This is a genomic window from Pseudochelatococcus lubricantis (assembly GCF_011762225.1).
In the GTDB taxonomy this organism is placed as follows: Bacteria; Pseudomonadota; Alphaproteobacteria; order Rhizobiales; family Beijerinckiaceae; genus Pseudochelatococcus; species Pseudochelatococcus lubricantis.
In genome coordinates this window covers 300603-316140 of the sequence record NZ_JAASQI010000001.1, presented here as the reverse complement: position 1 = coordinate 316140, position 15538 = coordinate 300603, and the positions used below count along the sequence as shown (strand labels likewise).

11 protein-coding genes and 1 tRNA gene are annotated in these 15538 nt (G+C 69.1%); 8 read left to right on the top strand and 4 right to left on the bottom strand.

What is annotated here, in order from left to right; translation table 11 throughout:
* The first annotated feature begins 31 nt into the window (after positions 1-31).
* Genes FHS82_RS01300 through mutL form a run of 3 tightly spaced genes read left to right on the top strand, consistent with a single transcriptional unit; the run spans position 32 to position 4607 of the window.
* Complete coding sequence (locus tag FHS82_RS01300) at positions 32-1330, top strand: M16 family metallopeptidase (protein ID WP_166947916.1); 1299 nt, start codon at positions 32-34, stop codon at positions 1328-1330.
* Positions 1331-1356: 26 nt separating this feature from the next.
* Entirely contained in the window at positions 1357-2691 is a 1335-nt protein-coding gene (locus FHS82_RS01295; RefSeq protein ID WP_208394025.1) for a glucose-6-phosphate isomerase, read from the top strand.
* 17 nt (positions 2692-2708) lie between these two features.
* Positions 2709-4607: a DNA mismatch repair endonuclease MutL gene (gene mutL, locus FHS82_RS01290; RefSeq protein WP_166947914.1), complete on the top strand. Its 1899-nt coding sequence runs from the start codon at positions 2709-2711 to the stop codon at positions 4605-4607.
* On the opposite strand, the gene rsmD is transcribed toward mutL, so the two are convergent.
* Both rsmD and FHS82_RS01280 read right to left on the bottom strand, forming a co-directional pair.
* Complete coding sequence (rsmD, locus tag FHS82_RS01285; RefSeq protein ID WP_166947911.1) at positions 4572-5162, bottom strand: 16S rRNA (guanine(966)-N(2))-methyltransferase RsmD; 591 nt, start codon at positions 5160-5162, stop codon at positions 4572-4574. The genes mutL and rsmD overlap by 36 nt on opposite strands.
* A gap of 24 nt (positions 5163-5186) precedes the next feature.
* Positions 5187-7430 (bottom strand): pseudouridine synthase, encoded by a 2244-nt coding sequence (locus tag FHS82_RS01280; RefSeq protein ID WP_166947909.1) that lies wholly within the window; start codon positions 7428-7430, stop codon positions 5187-5189.
* 103 nt (positions 7431-7533) lie between these two features.
* On the opposite strand from FHS82_RS01280, the gene FHS82_RS01275 reads away from it, so the two are divergent.
* Both FHS82_RS01275 and FHS82_RS01270 read left to right on the top strand, forming a co-directional pair.
* Positions 7534-7998, top strand: coding sequence for a nucleoside deaminase (locus FHS82_RS01275; protein WP_246224959.1), 465 nt, complete (start codon positions 7534-7536; stop codon positions 7996-7998).
* 145 nt (positions 7999-8143) lie between these two features.
* The gene (locus tag FHS82_RS01270) at positions 8144-9052 is read left to right on the top strand and encodes a LysR family transcriptional regulator (protein WP_166947905.1); all 909 of its coding nucleotides are present in this window, start codon (positions 8144-8146) and stop codon (positions 9050-9052) included.
* On the opposite strand, the gene FHS82_RS01265 is transcribed toward FHS82_RS01270, so the two are convergent.
* Positions 9022-11856 carry a PAS domain-containing sensor histidine kinase gene (locus FHS82_RS01265; protein ID WP_166947903.1) on the bottom strand — a complete coding sequence of 945 codons (2835 nt, stop codon included), beginning with the start codon at positions 11854-11856 and terminating at the stop codon, positions 9022-9024. The two genes, FHS82_RS01270 and FHS82_RS01265, sit on opposite strands and share 31 nt — an antisense overlap.
* A gap of 263 nt (positions 11857-12119) precedes the next feature.
* On the opposite strand from FHS82_RS01265, the gene FHS82_RS01260 reads away from it, so the two are divergent.
* The 3 genes from FHS82_RS01260 (at position 12120) to FHS82_RS01250 (ending at position 14365) form a co-directional block, all read left to right on the top strand.
* Positions 12120-12587: a phasin gene (locus FHS82_RS01260; protein ID WP_166947901.1), complete on the top strand. Its 468-nt coding sequence runs from the start codon at positions 12120-12122 to the stop codon at positions 12585-12587.
* 444 nt (positions 12588-13031) lie between these two features.
* Positions 13032-14039 (top strand): phasin family protein, encoded by a 1008-nt coding sequence (locus tag FHS82_RS21305; RefSeq protein ID WP_166947899.1) that lies wholly within the window; start codon positions 13032-13034, stop codon positions 14037-14039.
* A gap of 249 nt (positions 14040-14288) precedes the next feature.
* Positions 14289-14365: transfer RNA gene (locus FHS82_RS01250), tRNA-His, on the top strand.
* Between the two features lie 113 nt (positions 14366-14478).
* Here the strand turns inward: FHS82_RS01250 and FHS82_RS01245 are convergent.
* Positions 14479-15537, bottom strand: a complete 1059-nt coding sequence (locus FHS82_RS01245) for a branched-chain amino acid ABC transporter permease (protein WP_166947897.1) — start codon at positions 15535-15537, stop codon at positions 14479-14481.
* Between the last annotated feature and the right edge of the window lies 1 nt (position 15538).

Genomic DNA, 15538 nt, shown 5'->3' with positions numbered 1-15538 from the left:
CGGCGCTTTCCGTTTCTGTCGAGGTTTTCGCATGTCGCTTGTCGAGCCGGGTTCCGCAAACGCTTCCAGTCAGACGTCCGCTTCGCGCGCCATCCAGCGCGTCGTTTCGCCCGGCGGCATCGAGGCCTGGCTCGTTGAGGAATACGCTGTTCCCCTCATCGCGGTGGAGTTCGCATTCAGGGGCGGCGCGTCCCTCGACCCGGCGGACAGGGCCGGCGCCGCGAAGCTGTTCGCGAGCCTGCTCGACGAGGGCGCGGGCCCCTACGATTCCGAAGCCTTCCAGGAAAAGCTCGCGGAACACGCCATCGAGCTGCACTTCTCCGCCGACCGCGACACCTGGCGGGGTTCGCTGAAGACTCTGGCGCGCCACGCCGGGCAGGCGTTCGAGCTGCTGCGCCTCGCGCTGACGGAGCCGCGTTTCGACGACAGCGCCGTGGCGCGCGTGCGCGAGCAGCTGCTCGCCGGCCTGCGGCACGAGGCGAACGACCCGGACACACTCGCGAGCCGCGCCCTGTTCGCACGGGCGTTCTCCGGCCACCCCTACGCGCAGCCCGTCAAGGGCAGCATCGATACCGTGCCGGCGCTCGACCGCGACATCTTCCTCGCCATCAAGCCCGCAGCGCTCACCCGGGTGAATCTCACCGTCAGCGTGGTCGGCGCCATTGACGCCGCGACGCTCTCGGCGCAGCTCGACGCCGTCTTCGGCGATCTGCCGGCAGGCGGGCAGGTGCCCGCCGTCGCGCCGGCGGCGCCGCTGGCGTCAGGCGCGCTTGAGGTCATCGATGTCGACGTGCCGCAGACGTCCCTGCGCTTCGCGGTGCCGGGCTTCCTGCGCAACGATCCGGATTTCATGGCTGGGATCGTGTTCAACCACATTCTGGGCGGCGGCGCGTTCACCTCGCGGCTGTTCCAGGAGGTGCGCGAGAAGCGCGGACTGGCCTACGGCGTCTCCACCTCGCTCGTGCCGCTGCGCGCGGCCGGCCTTCTGGTGGGCGGCACCGCCACCAAGAATGAGCGCGCGGCCGAATCGCTCGCCGTCATTCGCGCGGAAATCGCCCGCCTGACGGCCGACGGCCCGGACACGGACGAACTCGCCAAGGCCAAGCAATACCTCATCGGCTCCTATCCGCTGCAGTTCGACAACTCGGCCAAGATCGCCCGTCAGTTGCTGCAGATCGCGCTCGACGACCTTGGCATCGACTACATCGACCGGCGGCGCGGCCTTGTCGAGGCGGTGACGCTCGCCGATGTCAGGCGTGTCGGCGAGCGGCTTTTCGGAACGAGCAAACTGCTTGTCATCGCGGCGGGGCGGCCGGAGGGGCTGGCCTGACATCCGCACAAACGGGGCGAGGAATTATGTCGGGAACCATCGCATTTCAGCAATCCATCGATCTGGCGCGCGCCTCCCGCATCGGCGGCAACGGCCTGCCGGACACGGCGATCGATGCGGCCTTCGCTGCCGTAGGGACCGCGCTCGCGCGCCTCAACGCCGCTGTGGAGAAGGGCGATCTGCCGCTCGTCGACGTCGCCGGCGGGAGCGACGACCTGCCCGCCATCCACGGCGCGGCGACGCGGTTTCTGGGCGCCTCGCCCGTCACCGACATCGTCGTGCTCGGCACCGGCGGGTCGAGCCTCGGCGCGCAGGCGCTGGCACAGCTTGCGTTCTATCAGGTGCCGGGCCTCGGCCGGCGCGACGAGCCGCGCCTGCATTTCTTCGACAACCTCGATCCCGTTACCTTCGGCATCACGCTGGAGCGCCTGCCGCTCGATACCACACGGGTGCTGGCGGTTTCCAAGTCCGGCGGCACGGGCGAGACGCTGATCCAGGCGATCACCCTGCTCGCGAAGCTGGACGAGGCGGGGCTGCGCGACCGCGCCGCAAGCCTCATCCTCGGCCTGTCCGAACCGCGTAAGGACGGCAAGGCGCATCCGCTGCGCGATCTGCTGGAGCCGGAGGGCGTCCAGTTCCTCGACCACCACACCGGCATTGGTGGCCGCTATTCCGTGCTGAGCAACGTCGGCCTGCTGCCCGCCGCCATTCTCGGTCTCGATATCGACGCCATTCGCGCCGGCGCGCGCGCGGTCGTCGCCTCGCTGAAGGATGGCGACGTGCATGCCATCCAGCCGGCGGTCGGCGCGGCGCTCAATGTCGCGGCCCATCTCGAAGGCAAGGGCATCGCCGTGCTGATGGCCTATACTGACCGGCTGGAGCGCTTCGCCAAGTGGTGGATCCAGCTCTGGGCCGAGAGCCTGGGCAAGAAGGGCCTCGGCTCGCAGCCCGTGGGCGCGCTCGGCCCCGTCGATCAGCACAGCCAGCAGCAGCTCTATCTCGACGGGCCGCGCGACAAGCTGTTCACGGTCATCACCCTCGACGTGAAGGGCACGGGCCCGCTCATCGACGCGGAACTGGCCGCGCGCGCCGGCCAGGCCGGTTTCGCCGGCAAGCACGTGGGTGATTTCGTGGCTGCACAAGGGCTTGCCATGACGGACACTTTCGCGGCCAACGGCCGGCCTGTGCGCCAGATCCGCCTGCAGCGCCTCGACGAGTACACTCTTGGCGCGCTGCTCGCGCAGTTCATGCTGGAGACGATCCTCACCGGCTTCGCGCTCGGCATCGATCCGTTCGACCAGCCGGCCGTCGAGGAAGCGAAGGTGCTCGCCAAGCAGTATCTGGCCGAAGGCCGGGGCTGACGGCGGAGCTGAATGGCATGGCAGCAGGCATCGCAGCTGGCTTGGCAGTCCGCCGTCTCGAACCTGTCCTGATCGATCGCATCGCCGCTGGCGAGGTGATCGAGCGGCCAGCCGCCGCCATCAAGGAGCTGGTCGAGAATGCGGTTGATGCCGGCGCCCGCGCCATCGAGGTGGTGGTGGAGGCGGGCGGCAAACGGCTGATCCGCGTCACGGACGATGGCTGCGGCATGTCGGCCATCGACCTCGATCTCGCGGTGGAGCGCCACGCGACCTCCAAACTGCCCGAGGGCGATCTGTTCGACATCCGCTCGCTCGGCTTCCGGGGCGAGGCGCTGCCGTCCATCGGCGCTGTGGCGCACCTGTCCATCCTCACCCGCAACGGGACGGATCCCAACGGCTGGGCCATCGTGGTGGACGGCGGGCGCAAGGAGTCCGTCCGCCCGGCGCCGGCAGGCCGTGGCACGCGCATCGAGGTGACGGACCTGTTCTCCGCCACTCCGGCACGGCTGAAATTCCTGAAGAGCGACCGCGCCGAGGCCCAGGCCGCGGTCGAAGCCGTGAAAAGGCTGGCGCTGGCGCATCCGCAGGTGCGCTTCACGGTCGCGGGCGATCACCTTTCCACCGTCGACCTGCCGGCGGAAGGCGACGACGAGGCCGCGCTGCTGCGCCGTCTCGCACGCATTCTGGGCGCCGAGTTCGCGCCCAACGCCGTCCCCATCGACGCGGAGCGCGAGGGCGTGGCGGTGACGGGCTTTGCCGGCCTGCCGACCTATCACCGCGGCACCTCCACGCACATCCACGCCACCGTCAACGGCCGCCCGGTGCGCGACAAGCAGATACTGGGTGCGGTGCGTGCCGCCTACATGGATTTCCTGCCCAGCGACCGCCATCCGGCGCTGATGCTGCGCATCGCCTGCGATCCGCGCCTTGTCGATGTCAACGTGCATCCGGCCAAGTCCGAAGTGCGCTTCCGCGACCCCGGTCTGGTGCGCGGGCTGATCGTGGGCGCGCTCAAACAGGCCCTTGCGGGCGCGGGCCACCGCGCAACGACCACCGGCGGCTTGCGAACGCTGGCGGCGTTACGGCCGCAGTCCATACCGGAAGCGATGAGCCCGCCGATGCAGGGCGCGCCGCAGCCGGATCTGCACATCCACACCGGCCAGCCCTTCCCCTCCTCCGTTTTCGGCGGGCGGGCCCGCCCCGCGCCCACCACCTTCGACAACTGGCAGGCGCCGACTGGCTTCGCGGATAGCCCGCAAACGGCGTTTCACGCCTTTGCCCCTCCAGCGGCGGATGCGCGCGCCGGCGAGACCGCCGCCATGGCGGAAGCCGTGGAGCAGCCGCTCGGCGCGGCCCGCGCGCAGGTGCACGAGAACTACATCATCAGCCAGACGCGCGACGGCATCGTCATTGTCGACCAGCACGCAGCTCACGAGCGGCTGGTGTACGAGCGGCTGAAGCGCGAGCGCGCCGCCAGCGGCATCGCGCGGCAACTCGTGCTTATTCCGGAAATCGTGGAATTCGACCCGTCCGAGGCCGACCGGCTGCTCGCTCATGGCGACACGCTCGCGGCGCTCGGCCTTGTCGTCGAGGGCTTCGGTGCGGGGGCGGTCGCCGTGCAGGAGGTGCCGGCAGCGCTCGTGGGCGGCGACATCCGGGCACTGGTGCGGGATGTCGCGGACACGCTGACCGAATGGGGCGATGCCCGCGCACTCGACGAACGGCTCGACCACGTCCTCGCGACCATGGCCTGCCACGGCTCCGTGCGTTCTGGCCGGCGGCTGCGCCCCGATGAAATGAACGCCCTGCTGCGCGAGATGGAGGCGACCCCCTTCTCTGGCCAATGCAACCACGGCCGCCCGACCTACGTCGAACTCAAACTATCCGACATCGAGCGCCTGTTCGGGCGCAGTTGAAAGCACCCTGCGCCCGACGGACAAGCGCGTGTCGCCGTAGTCGCGGGTTTCCAGCTTCTCGAAACCTTCGGGAAAGACGAAGGCGGCATCGCTCGCCTCTTCCACCACCACGAGCGCGTCGTCGGTGAGCCAGCCGCCTTCGCGGGCAGCGGTGAGCGCTTTCTCCGCCAGTCCGCGGCCGTAGGGCGGATCGCAGAACACCAGGGAGAATGGTTCCAGCGGCTTTGCCTCGCCGAGCTTTGTCGCATCGCGCCGGTAGATGCGCGTCAGGCCGCCGACGCCCAGCGCATCCGTATTGGTGCGGATGACGGCACGCGCTTCCGCGCCGTCATCGACCAGCAGCGCGAAGGCCGCACCGCGCGAGATGGCCTCCAGCGCCATCGCGCCCGTGCCGGCGAACAGGTCCAGCACCCGCGCGCCGGTCACGGGATCGCCATAGGCGTGCGCCAGCACATTGAAGATGGTCTCGCGCACGCGATCCGACGTCGGACGGATTGCGTCCGACTTCGGCGTGGTCAGGGCGCGGCCCTTGAAACGGCCTGCGACGATACGCAACCGCTGCCTCCGTCACTCAAGCATTTACGACTTGCGCGGCGGACGCGAGCCGCCTGGACGCGAACCGGAAGGTTTGCCGCCGAACGACTTTCCCGACGGCGGTTTGCCGGCGAAGCGATCACGCCCACCGAAATCCCGCCTGCCGCGTGACTGGCTATCATCCGCCGCTTGGCCACGAAACGGCTTTTTCTCAAACGATTTGCCGGCGAATTTCCGCTCCGGCCGCTTCTCGCCGGACGGGCGCTCGCTGCGGAAACCTTCATCACGAAAACTCTTGCCACGCGGACGATCGCCAGACGGCCGGTCGCCCTGGGGCCTGTCACCGTGCGGCCGGAAGCCCGGCCGGTCGCCGCGCGGGCGATCGCCGCCGAAACCTCCGTCACGAAAACTCTTGCCTCGCGGACGATCACCAGACGGCCGGTCGCCCTGGGGCCTGTCACCATGCGGCCGGAAACCCGGCCGGTCGCCGCGCGGGCGATCGCCGCCGAAACCTTCGTCACGGAAACTCTTGCCACGCGGACGATCGCCAGACGGCCGGTCGCCCTGGGGCCTGTCACCATGCGGTCGGAAGCCCGGCCTGTCGCCGCGCGGGCGGTCGTCGCGATCCCGTCGGAAGCCTTCGTCGGGGCGACCGGCCGGACGATTGGCGCGGTCGGCGAAAGTGCGCCGCTCATCGCCCTGCTCGTCCCGTCCGAACCGCCGGGCGGGACGCTGGGAGTCAGCGCTCGCAGGACCGCGCCTGTCGAAGCCGTCCCGCTTTCTGAAGCCGCCCTCGCGCGCCTCATCCGGCAGGTCGGGCCGGACCTTGCGGGCCGACCGCTCGGCGAGCTTCGGCATCGGTACCAGCCGTTCGACCTTGACCGTACGGCCGCCCGGATCGGTGATCGCGCCAGCGCGAACGTGCTCGCGCTCTCCGCTGAGGGCGCGCGACTCGCGTGCGTCTGCGCCGCGGCGGGGCACCCGTGTGCCCTTGGGGCGCACGGCCTCGGTCTCCTCATCGCGCCAGACGGCACGTTCCTTGGAACGCTGCTCGTAGGCCTCGCGCTTGTAGGCGGGCGCGGGCGCAGCGGCAGCACGCGGTCCCCGGGCGAGAAAATCCTCGCGCGAGCGGAAGCGGCCTTCGCGCGCGGGCACCGCGTCCGTTCGTGCGGACAGCGGACGTGCGGAGGGCTGGCGCGCGGGCAACTCGTCAGCCTGGGCAAGGCCGGTCTCGAAATCGACCCCCGCCTCGCGTGCCAGCGCTTCGCCGAGCTGGTCCTTGAGGATGCGGGTGCGCACTTCCTCCAGCGCGCCCTCGCCCAGATCGCCGAGCTGGAAGGGGCCGAAGGAAACGCGGATCAGGCGGTTCACGCGCAAGCCGAGATGTTCGAGGATGCGCTTGACCTCACGGTTCTTGCCCTCGCGCAGGCCGAGCGTCAGCCAGACGTTGTCACCCTGAGCGCGCTGGATCGCGGCTTCGACCGGGCCGTAGTGCATACCGTCGATGGTGATGCCATCGCGCAGCGCGTCGAGTTGCGCCTGATCCACGGCGCCGTAGGCGCGCACACGGTAGCGGCGCAGCCATGCGGTATCGGGATGCGCCAGCACGCGCGCGAGGCCGCCGTCGTTGGTAAGCAGCAGCAGGCCCTCGGTGTTGATGTCCAGCCGGCCCACGGCCACAACGCGCGGCAGGTCCGCCGGCAGGCTGTCGAACACCGTCGGGCGACCTTCCGGATCGCGGGCCGTGGTGACGAGACCGCGCGGTTTGTGGAACAGCCACAGGCGCGTGCGCTCACGCGCCGGCATCGGCGCGCCATCGATCAACACCCGGTCGGCCGGGCCGACCAATGTCGCGGGCGTGTCGATGACCTTGCCGTTCACGGACACCCGGCCTTCCGCGATCATCACCTCGGCATCGCGGCGCGAGGCGACGCCCGCCCGCGCCATCACCTTGGCGATGCGCTCCGGGCCGGACGTCACGGCGACGGGTTCGCGGCGCTGCTCAACGGCACGCGGCTTGCGGGCATCGGGGCCGCCGACATCGGCGAAGCGGCGTGCGGGCCGCTCCGGCCGCTCGCCGCCCCCGCGCATCCCGTCCTTACGCTTTTCTTCCTTACCCGCGCCGCCGGGGCGCGGCTTGCCATAGCCCGCGCGGGGGCGCTCGCCCTCGCCCTGGGGGCCGGCGAACTTGCGCGGGGCACTGAATTTTCTGACACCTTTTGACGACCGCGCGGTATCGCCGCCCGGCCGCCGAGCGGGGCGACGCTCGTCTTTCCATTTATCGGTCATTGCCTGCTCATATCAGAACGGATGCATTGACGCGAGAGGATCGACGCATAATATCCGCGCTCTCGCGCGAAATATTTCAATGCCGGAGACTGCTGCCGTCACAATGCCACCGCATTCCGCCCTCCCGCCGGACGACCCGATGTCCATCGCCTTCGACGAGGCGCGCCGCGCCGCGGTTGCCGGCGAGGTGCCCGTCGGCGCGGCCGTGGTCTGCGACGGCATCGTCATCGCGCGCGCCGGCAACCGCACCCGCACCGACAACGACCCCACCGCCCATGCCGAGATGCTGGCCATCCGCGCGGCGTGCCTGCGGCTCGGCAGCGACCGCCTGCCGGGCTGCGACCTCTATGTGACGCTGGAGCCTTGCCCGATGTGCGCGGCGGCGATCTCGTTCGCCCGCATCCGCCGGCTCTATTATGGGGCGGAGGACCCGAAGGGCGGCGCGGTCGACAACGGCGTGCGCTTCTTTCACGCGGACACCTGCCACCACGCGCCTGACGTCTACGGCGGCATCCGCGCGCAGGAGGCGGCGGACATGCTGCGCACCTTCTTCCGGGAGAGGCGGTGAGAGGGCATGCTCCTTATAAATAGAGCGGACGCCATCTTCATTATCGAGGATATCGCGAAGCGCGGCGGGAACCGCTGTTGCCGTATCGCCTCCAATAAGCCGGCACTGTTGCCATAAGGGCAACAATCGGCCATAGTCGGCGGTCATGGACAGGATGGGCGATCTCGATGTCTTCGCGCAGGTGGTGACGGCCCGCGGCATGTCGGCTGCGGGGCGGGAGATGGGGCTGTCGACGGCCGTCATTTCCAAGCGCATCCGCCGGCTGGAGGAGCGGCTGGGCGTGCGCCTGCTGCAGCGCACCACGCGCCAGATCACACTGACCGAGGCGGGGCAGGGCCTTTACGAACGCGCCGTCGCCATTCTGGCCAGCGTGGAGGAGGCCGAGGCCTGGGTGGCGCGCGGCAGCGCCGAGGTGCGCGGCGTGCTGAAGGTTTCCGCGCCCACCTCCTTCGGCCGCCTGCACATCGCGCCGCGCCTGCTGCCGTTTTTGCGGCGCCACCCGAATCTGACCGTCGATCTGAACCTGTCGGACGAGTTCATCGATCTCGTCGGGGAAGGCTATGACGTCGCGGTGCGCATTGCCGATCTCGCCGATTCCAGCCTCGTTGCCCGCAGGCTTGCCCCCAACCATCGCCTGCTCGTCGCCGCCCCCGCCTATCTGGAGCGCGCTGGCGTTCCCCAATCCGTCGACGACCTGCCCCAGCACACGCTCATCGCGCACAACAGCGATCACTGGCGGCTCGAAGGGCCGCACGGGCAGCATGTCGTGCGCATCAACGCGCCGCTGCGCACGAATTCGAGCGAGGTGGTGCGCGAGGCGGTGATCGCGGGCATGGGCATTGCCCTGCGCTCGACGTGGGACATCGGGCCGGAGCTGCGCAGCGGCCAGTTGCGCGCCGTGCTGCCCGGCTACGGCGCTTCCAACCGCGTCGCGGTGTACGCGGTCTATCCCAGCCGCCGCCATCTGGAGCAGAAGGTGCGGGTGTTCGTGGACCATCTCGCCGCGCTGTTCGGCCCGACGCCCTACTGGGATGACGGCCTGACGCTCTCCTGACCAGCGGCGGAAGGCGAGGCGGCGGAAAAGGCGATCTCGACCATCGTGCCTTCGTGCAGGGCGCTCGAAATGTGGAAGCGCCCGCCGCTTGCCTCCACCAACGCGCGCGTCAGCGGCAGGCCGAGGCCGGTGCCCGTGCCGTGGCCGAGCCGCGTCGTGGTGAGCTGCGCGAAGGGTTCCAGCGCTGCCGATACCTGCGCGCGTGTCATGCCGATGCCGGTGTCGCGGATGCGCAGCGTCGCGCCGCCGTCATCCGCGCGCGCAGTGGAAACGATGACCTGCCCGCCCGCGTCCGTGAACTTCACCGCGTTCGACAGCAGGTTGAGAATGATCTGCTGCAGCGCACGCTCATCGATACTGACCGGCGGCAGCGCGCGCGCGAGGCTGGTGCGCAGCACCACCTGCTGTCGCCCTGCCTGTGGCATCAGCAACCCGACGCAGCCCGACACCACGTCGTTGAGGGAAACGAGGGAGGGTGCAAGCTCCAGCCGCCCGGCCTCGATCCGCGCCAGGTCGAGAAGATCATTGACGAGGCTGATCACCTGCCCGCCGGAGGCGTGGATGTCACGCAGGTATTCGCGGTAGCGCTCCGAGCCGACGGGGCCGAACCGCTCCTCCAGCATGATCTCCGCAAAGCCGATGATGGCGTTGAGCGGGGTGCGGATTTCGTGGCTGACGCGCGCCAGAAACGCGGCATGGCCGCCCTGCGCCTCTCCGCCGGCCGCCTCCGGCAGCGCGCCTTCGCGCCGGGGAGCGCCGCTGACATCGCGCAGGATGGCGAAGAAACGCTCGCCGTCGCGGGTCGCCGGCGCGTCCGCGACGTCCGGCGCGAGCCGACCCATGACCATCATCAGCTCGATGGTGCCGCCGCCGCGCGCACGCGCCGTCACCAGTTGCCCGTCGTTGAGAACGCTGGCGAGTCCGCCCTCGCGCAGCCCCTCGAAATAGGCCTTCGCCCCGGCGACGCTCTCCGTCGTCAGCAGTCGCCACAGAGGCGTGCCTACCACGTCGGTTTCCTCGCGTCCGAACAGCGCCTCCGCCGAGCGGTTGAGCGACAGCAGGCGGCCCGCGCCGTCGAGCGTGACCACGCCGTCTGTTGCCGTGTCGAGGATGGTGTCGAGCGCCCGCACGCGCGATTCCTGATAGCGCAGTTCGCGTTCGAGATCGCGCAGGTGCGCTTCCATGCGGGGTTCAAGCGCGCGGCGGAACGACATCAGCGTCGCCGGCCCGCCCTCCCATGGCACGCTGACCATGCGCGCGTCGGCGGAAAGAGGCGTGCCCTGTGCAGTGCGCAACGCCAACGGCGCATCTCCGCCGCCCGGCGTGTTCGTGAACAGCGCCTGCAACCCCCCCGCTGCGGCGAAGGCGGCGGCATCCGTATAGCCAAGCAGATCAAGCAGGCCACGGCTCGCGAACAGCACCGAGCTGCCGCGTGTCACCAGCAGGCCGAGCGGCAGGCGGTCGGCGATTCGCCTGAAGACGGCGACGGAATCCTGCTCCGCGTCTTCCGGCCGGATGACGCCGGCTGCAGCTTCCCGATGCGCGTCGCCTGCCTCTTCCAGCGCGCGCGGCACAGCCGGGCGGGCTTCCGCCGGCAATGCCGCCGCCGGCGTGACGATATCCGCCACGGGGCGCGGTCCCGGTTTAGCATGCGGCGCTGTTTCGGGACGTCCGGCGGCGGGAATGTCCGACGCGGGCTCACTGGCCGCGCCGCCGTCAGGCTCCCGGTCGTCGTGCGGCATAATGTCGCCGATGCGGGAGATGCCCAGCGCGCGGGCGATATCGCGGAACGCCTGTTTCTCGCTGTCCGTCAGCCGCGAGCGCTGCGGCGCCTCGGCCGGCTCAATCATCGGTTCGGCGACCGGAGCGGCCGGCGCGGCGGGAGCGGAGACGGCCGGCGCGGCAGGCGCAGCCGGGGCGGCAGCGCCGCCTCCCGCATCGCGCAGGCGGGCGATGCGGCAGAGGCCGAAGCCGCGGAATCCCTGAAAGCGGCGCTTCGCATCGTGCATCGGAATGCCGGCGAGTTCCACCGGCAGCAGCGGTATGGCCACGTTGTCGCCGACGCGCCACAGCACCTCCCGGCCGCTCCATGTATCATGGTGCGACAGGGCGGCCGCGACGCCGTCCGGATCGTGGACGATGCCTTCCGCCACGAGATCGCGCCAGCTTCGCCCCTCGATGCCGCCGGATTGCCGCCCCACAAGCCCCGCAAGCTCCTGCGAGACGCGCGCGAACCTGCCCTGCGCGTCCGTCTCCCAGATGAAGCGCACGGTCGACCGGTTGCCGGCATAGACGAGCAGGCGGTCGAGCGCACTTTGGCGAGCGGCCCCCGCGTTCCCCTCCACAGCAATGTCGCCGCCGCGCGGCGCGGATGGTGCGGCGACGGCTTGCATCGCTGCGCCGTCGTCCGGGCCGCGATGAACGAAGCCGTCCTCCACCACGCGCGGCAGGCGCGGCAACGGCCCGCGCAGGATGGTGAGCAGGAACTCGCCCTCCCCCGTGGCGACGCGGTGGCATTCGAGCAGCAGGCGGGCGATGCCGTAGCCCTGCGGAAGCGTGATGCGTTCGAGCCGGACCCCGCTGCCAGCGGAAAGCGCCGCCGCGATGCGGCGCAGGCGCCCGCGCAGATTCTCGCCGCCGGCCGCCCGCAACGCGGGCGCGAGCCCGGCGGTGCCAACCGAGGCGCCAATGACGCGGTTGCCGTCAAGCGACCACAGCACCGCAGCCGCCTCCTGCTCCACGAGCGCGGCAAGCGCGGGATCTCCCCAGATACCTGTCTTCGATGCGTCCGGTCGCCTCGACATCCGAATCACCCGCCTCACTGTCACATTAGGACCGCGACATATGACTAATAAAATGTTAATATATCTTTGTCCTCAGAGCGTCACGGAATCTGCGTAGATTGCCGGCGCAATCCGGCATCAACGTTAACGTTGCGTCAGGAACGCCAAAATGTAGGTTTGACGGAATAAGCCCCCTTGCATTGCTGCGATGCAGCATATATGCATTGCAGTGCACAATCCGTCAGTGTATGTCCCTTTCGTCCAGCGTTTCCAAGGAGATTACGATGAGCAACAACCTCCCGACCTACGAGATCCCCGCCGAGCTGCGTGAGTTCGCTGAGAAGAGCGTCGACCAGGCCCGCAAGGCGTTTGATGGCTTCCTCGGCGCTGCCCACAAGGCGATCGCCACCTTTGAGAACCAGACGACGGCTGTCCCCTTCAACTCGCACGAAGTCGCCCGCCGCACGCTTTCCTACGCCGAGAGCAACATCGCTGCTGCCTTCGACCTCGCCGAGAAGCTCGTCCGCGCCAAGGACCTGCGTGAAGTGACGCAGTTCCAGAGCGAGTACCTGAAGAACCAGTTCGCTGCGCTTCAGGAGCAGGCCCGCGACTTCGGCGCCACCGTGCAGAAGACCGCCACGGAAGCCACGCAGCAGGTCCAGAACGCTGTGAAGGAAGCCACCCAGAACGCGACCGAAGCCGCCAAGGAAGCCGCGCAGGCCGCCAAGGACGCGACCAAGACCGGCGCGTGACATACGCGAGACCGGCCGCAACCATGCGGCCGGTTGCCCGACGTCATGCCGGATTGCACTGCGGCGCGGGGCGACTGTCCCGGCCGCGACCTTACTGCGCCGCAACAGCCCCTTGTCCGATGCTACCGCTGACTGGCATGATACGTGGCGCGGTTTCCGGCAGTACAGGCGTCCGTTCAGGCGAGAACAGTTCGGGTATCAGGTCCAGTGATATAGAGACGGAGCAGAATTTCCATGACGACACGTAAGGTAACCGGCACTCCGGCAGGCGGAAGAAGAAGGACAACTTCCGCGAAAAGCACGACGACGGCCGAGGACGTGAGCGTTACGGATACGACTGCGCAGCCCGCCGCGACCGCCGCAGACAAGACGCAGGCAGCGTCGGCTCCCCAAGCAGCATCGGCTCCCGCTGCGGCCCCGGCCCCCAGACAGGCCACCGCTCCCGTGGCCACGCCTTCTCCGTCCGTCAAGGCCGCCCCGGCTGCAGCCGTAAAGCCCGCTGAAGCTCCTGCCAAGGAAGCCCCCGCCAAGGCAGACAGCCCGGCGACCGAAACCAAGCCGGAGCCCGCCAAATCCGCGCCGGCCCAGCCTGAGGCGGTGAAGCCCGCTGAAGCCGCCAAGCCTGTCGAGACCATCAAGCCTGTCGAGGCTGCGAAGCCTGTTGAGACCGCCAAGCCCGCCGAGGTCGCAAAGCCTGTCGAGGCTGCAAAGCCCGTAGAGACGGCAACGCCGGTCGAGCCCGCCAAGCCAGCTGAAACTGCCAAACCCGTCGAAACTGCTGAGGCCGCCAAGCCGTCCCAGCCAGCCGAACCCGCCGAGCAGCCTGCCCCCCGCAAGGTCGCCGCACCGGCTGCGAGCGCGGCGCCTGCTGCTCCAGGACTGTTCGACAAGCCGCTCGCGCCTCCGCGCACCCCTGCGGCGCCGGTTGCCCCCAAGGAGGAGGCTCCGGTCGTGACGGCAACGGTCGCTCCGGCGGCACCGGACGTGCAGCCCGCCGCAGCGCCGGCGGCTGCGGAAACGACGCCGGCGTCTGTCGTGGAAAGCGCGGTCGCACAGGCTGCCCCCGCCACCATCACCGCTGTTTCGACCACGACGCAGGTCGGCCTGCGCTACGCGCGCCAGGGCTACAGCAGTCTGCATGAGCAGAGCGAGCTGTGGACGAAGAATTTCTCGACCGGCGTCTCGCTCGCCTCGCGCGGCGTCACGGAACTGAACAGCAAGATGTTCGATCTCGTGCGCAGCCAGACGGACGGCACGCTCGACCTCTGGCGCCAGCTCCTGACTGTCAGTTCGCTCGCCGAGGCTGTGGAGCTGCAGACGCGGGAACTGCGTCGCCAGTTTGAGTCCACGTCGAGCCAGTTGAAGGATATCGCGCAGACGTCTAACCGGCTGCTGAGCGAGGCCTTCAGCCAGGTCCAGGCGCGGCAGTCCAAGTCCAACGACCGGTCCTGATCGCGGCGCCCGGCTTCCCGGGCCGCCATGCGGCATTTGAGACGCGACGGGCGTTCACGGACGCCCGTCTGCCGTTCCCTCACGAGACCCCTGTGGACTCGATGCGCCGACAATGTGTCGCGGTTCTTGCATCAATCGCGCGAAGCCGCTATGTAGTGGCGTCTGATTCTCCAAACGGGCCGCTGCGGTTTCCGTTTGCGGGATGCAATACCGTTCTGACGGTAGAAGACCTGCCTCCGGCAGCACCGTGCAGCTGTAGCTCAGTTGGTTAGAGCGCTTGATTGTGGATCAAGAGGTCGCCCGTTCGAACCGGGCCAGCTGTACCATTCAATCACGTCAATCGAATCGTCACGCCGAGCAGCCCTTGATCACGGGGTTGCGATGCGCTTTGCCCGGAAGCCGCTTCGCCGGGAGCCGCGCCGGTGCGGCGTGAGCGGCGTCAGGCCCGGCCGCGCAGCCGGCCCACGATCCCGGCGGGGAAGAAATAGACGCTGAGGATGAAGACGAGGCCGAGCCACAGCAACCACCTGTCGGGGTTCAGGATGTCAGGCAGCAGCGGCAGGCCGGCAGTTGCCGCTGCAGCGCGTTCCATCAGCGCCTGCAGATAGTTCTGCGCCAGCACGAAGATCGTCGCGCCGAGCACGGCGCCATACATCGTGCCCATGCCGCCGATCACCACCATCAACAGAATGTCGATCATGATCTCCATGCCGAGTGTCGTGCCGGGGCCGACGTAGCGCAGCCACACCGCGAACACCGCGCCCGCCAGCGCCGCGATCACCGCCGCAAGGCAGGTCGCGGCCGCGCGGTAAACGACTACGCGATAGCCGATCGCCTCTGCCCTGAAGGCGTTCTCGCGAATCGCCTGCAGCACCGAGCCGAAGGGCGAGTTCACCACCCGCAGCATGACGAGGAACAGCGCGAGGCACGTGCCGAACACGAGATAATAGGCAATCACCCTGCCGGTGATGCGCGTGCCGAACACGGGCTCCTCCAGCAGCCGGAAACCCGGCGTCAGCTCGCGCGGGATGCGGAAGTTCAGCCCGTCCTCGCCGCCCGTGATGCCCGAGAGCTGGCTGACCAGCACCGCCATGGCGGAAGCGACGGCGAGCGTGATCATGGCGAAGAAGATCGCCCGCACCCGGAGCGAGAACAGTGCGATCGCAAGCGCCGTCAACGCCGCGAGCGCCACGCCAGCGGCGGCGCCTGCACCGATGGGCAGCCAGCCCGGCCCGAGGTGAGCCGCGGCAATGGCGACACCATAGGCCCCCATGCCGAAGAACATGGTATGGGCGAAGCTCACGATCCCGGCATAGCCGAGCAGCAGGTCGTAGCTCGCCACCAGCACGATGAACATGCAGATCCGCGCCGCCGTCTCCAGCGCCCGCGTGCCGGGCAGCAGGAAGGGAGCGGCGGCGAGTACGACGAGGATGACGGCGAGCAACACCGCCAGCAGGCGGCTGCGCGGCAGGTCGTCGGAAAGGATCGCTCTCAGCATG

Coding starts and splice junctions, on each gene's coding strand:
- FHS82_RS01300 (WP_166947916.1), top strand. CDS start 32: ATGTCGCTTGTCGAGCCGGGTTCCGCAAACGCTTCCAGTCAGACGTCC.
- FHS82_RS01295 (WP_208394025.1), top strand. CDS start 1,357: ATGTCGGGAACCATCGCATTTCAGCAATCCATCGATCTGGCGCGCGCC.
- mutL (WP_166947914.1), top strand. CDS start 2,709: ATGGCAGCAGGCATCGCAGCTGGCTTGGCAGTCCGCCGTCTCGAACCT.
- FHS82_RS01280 (WP_166947909.1), bottom strand. CDS start 7,430: ATGACCGATAAATGGAAAGACGAGCGTCGCCCCGCTCGGCGGCCGGGC.
- FHS82_RS01275 (WP_246224959.1), top strand. CDS start 7,534: ATGCCACCGCATTCCGCCCTCCCGCCGGACGACCCGATGTCCATCGCC.
- FHS82_RS01270 (WP_166947905.1), top strand. CDS start 8,144: ATGGACAGGATGGGCGATCTCGATGTCTTCGCGCAGGTGGTGACGGCC.
- FHS82_RS01265 (WP_166947903.1), bottom strand. CDS start 11,856: ATGTCGAGGCGACCGGACGCATCGAAGACAGGTATCTGGGGAGATCCC.
- FHS82_RS01260 (WP_166947901.1), top strand. CDS start 12,120: ATGAGCAACAACCTCCCGACCTACGAGATCCCCGCCGAGCTGCGTGAG.
- FHS82_RS01245 (WP_166947897.1), bottom strand. CDS start 15,537: ATGCTGAGAGCGATCCTTTCCGACGACCTGCCGCGCAGCCGCCTGCTG.